This is a genomic window from Clostridium celatum DSM 1785 (genome assembly GCF_000320405.1).
GTDB classification, from domain to species: Bacteria; Bacillota; Clostridia; order Clostridiales; family Clostridiaceae; genus Clostridium; species Clostridium celatum.
Genome location: NZ_KB291643.1, coordinates 1 through 1,701, shown reverse-complemented (window position 1 = coordinate 1,701; position 1,701 = coordinate 1). Strand labels below are relative to the sequence as shown.

3 protein-coding genes are annotated in these 1,701 nt (G+C 23.3%); all 3 read right to left on the bottom strand.

What is annotated here, in order from left to right; genetic code table 11:
• Positions 1–2 precede the first annotated feature (2 nt).
• The 3 genes from HMPREF0216_RS07780 to HMPREF0216_RS07770 all read right to left on the bottom strand — a co-directional run bounded on the left by HMPREF0216_RS07780 (position 3) and on the right by HMPREF0216_RS07770 (position 1,593).
• The gene (locus HMPREF0216_RS07780; protein ID WP_005213299.1) at positions 3–518 is read right to left on the bottom strand and encodes a hydrogenase maturation protease; all 516 of its coding nucleotides are present in this window, start codon (positions 516–518) and stop codon (positions 3–5) included.
• Positions 519–680: 162 nt separating this feature from the next.
• Positions 681–917, bottom strand: coding sequence for a TIGR04540 family protein (locus HMPREF0216_RS07775; RefSeq protein WP_005213298.1), 237 nt, complete (start codon positions 915–917; stop codon positions 681–683).
• Between the two features lie 124 nt (positions 918–1,041).
• A complete protein-coding gene (locus HMPREF0216_RS07770; RefSeq protein WP_005213294.1) occupies positions 1,042–1,593 on the bottom strand; it encodes a cob(I)yrinic acid a,c-diamide adenosyltransferase in 552 nt (183 codons plus the stop codon).
• Positions 1,594–1,701: the final 108 nt, after the last annotated feature.

Below are 1,701 nucleotides of genomic sequence, written 5' to 3'. Positions count from 1 at the left end.
CACTACTTTATACTAACACCAATTTCACTTAATTTTCTATTTATTATCTCTATTATTTTATTAAACACACTGTAAGAAATAAAATTAAATTTTTTCGATAATTCTTTAGATAATTGTAAGCTATAATCTATCTTACTTACCTCTATCCCAATTAACCATCCATCTATGTTATTTTTCTCTCTTCTTACTGAATTTAAGAAACTTTCTTCATGCGTTGATAATTCACCTATAAAATCGCCTTCTATAAATTCATCACATTCTTTTAAATTTCTTATTGTTACTGTTGCTGGTTTTATCATAAAACAAGTTGCATCAATAATTATTATATAATCATCTTCTTTTATATTATTCAAGCAATATAAATAATCATTTTCACCTATAATAACAGCTATCTCTTCATCATATTGCTTATAATAATCGTTTAAATCCATTAATTTATCTCTTAAGTGTTCTACTATTCTTACACCAATTCCATCATCACTTAATAATACATTTCCAATGCCAAATATTTTAATCATACACAAAACTCCTTAAAAAGTATTTATATATAATTTTTATTAGAAATATAATAATATTATTATCGTATTTACGTAAATTTCTTAGCTTTTATATAAATAAAAACTTTAGATAGTATTATTAAAAAATTAATAACACCTTCTAAAGTTTCATTATCATATCTATTATAGATTATTTTCTTGTGCAATTTTATCAATTATGCTTTTTCTTTCTTCCCCTATAGCACTTATTAACTTTGTTGGCATAAATCCATTTTTATATATTCTGTCATCATTAGCTTTTATCATTGTTACTATTGTAGCTTCTAGCTTTTCATATGCTAATAAATAATCTTGATATAAATCTACTAAATCCTTTAATTTAGTTGCAAGTTCTTTTGGATTTCTATAAACAGCTCTCATTTGTTACTCCTTTTTTCTCTTCTTAAATACTTTATTATTTAAAATTACTTAAACTTATCAAAATTATAAGTCGTTTACTAATTATATCTTAACATAAAATTATTTAAAAGTTAAAATTTTTATATTATAATTCTATTCCTACTCTTGATGGTACTCCTTTTTTAAAAGGATGCTTTATACATTTCATTTCAGTAACATAATTAGCAAGTTCTATAAGTTCATTCTTAGGATCTCTTCCTGTCATAACAACTTCTAATCCATTAGGCTTATTTTTTAAGAATTCAATTACATCTTTTAACTCAATAAAATCATTATTTATAGTTGCTATAATTTCATCTAAAATTAATAAATCATAATTTTCATTATTCATTATTTTTATAATCTCTTTGAATCGTTCTGTATGCTCTAATTTGGCTTGCTTCTTTTCATCTTCATTCATATTCCAAACAAATTTATTTACTGGCTTTCCCGGCATAAAAGTTATATATTCTTGTAATTCTTCTAATGATATTAATTCTCCACTTTTCCCACTTTTTAGAAATTGGGTTATAAAAACTTTCTTCTTTCTACCTGCAGCTCTTATAGCTAAGCCCATCGCTGCTGTAGTCTTTCCTTTTCCATCACCACAATATATATGAATAAGTCCCTTCTCCATTTTATAATCACTCACTTTCATCTTTCCTAATATATATATTAATTTTATTTATAATACTTTTTTGTTAATATTAATGTCAAGCAAAAAATGAAAAAGAACATAATAAATATATAATATTTATTATGTTCT

Coding starts and splice junctions, on each gene's coding strand:
- HMPREF0216_RS07780 (WP_005213299.1), bottom strand. CDS start 518: ATGATTAAAATATTTGGCATTGGAAATGTATTATTAAGTGATGATGGA.
- HMPREF0216_RS07775 (WP_005213298.1), bottom strand. CDS start 917: ATGAGAGCTGTTTATAGAAATCCAAAAGAACTTGCAACTAAATTAAAG.
- HMPREF0216_RS07770 (WP_005213294.1), bottom strand. CDS start 1,593: ATGAAAGTGAGTGATTATAAAATGGAGAAGGGACTTATTCATATATAT.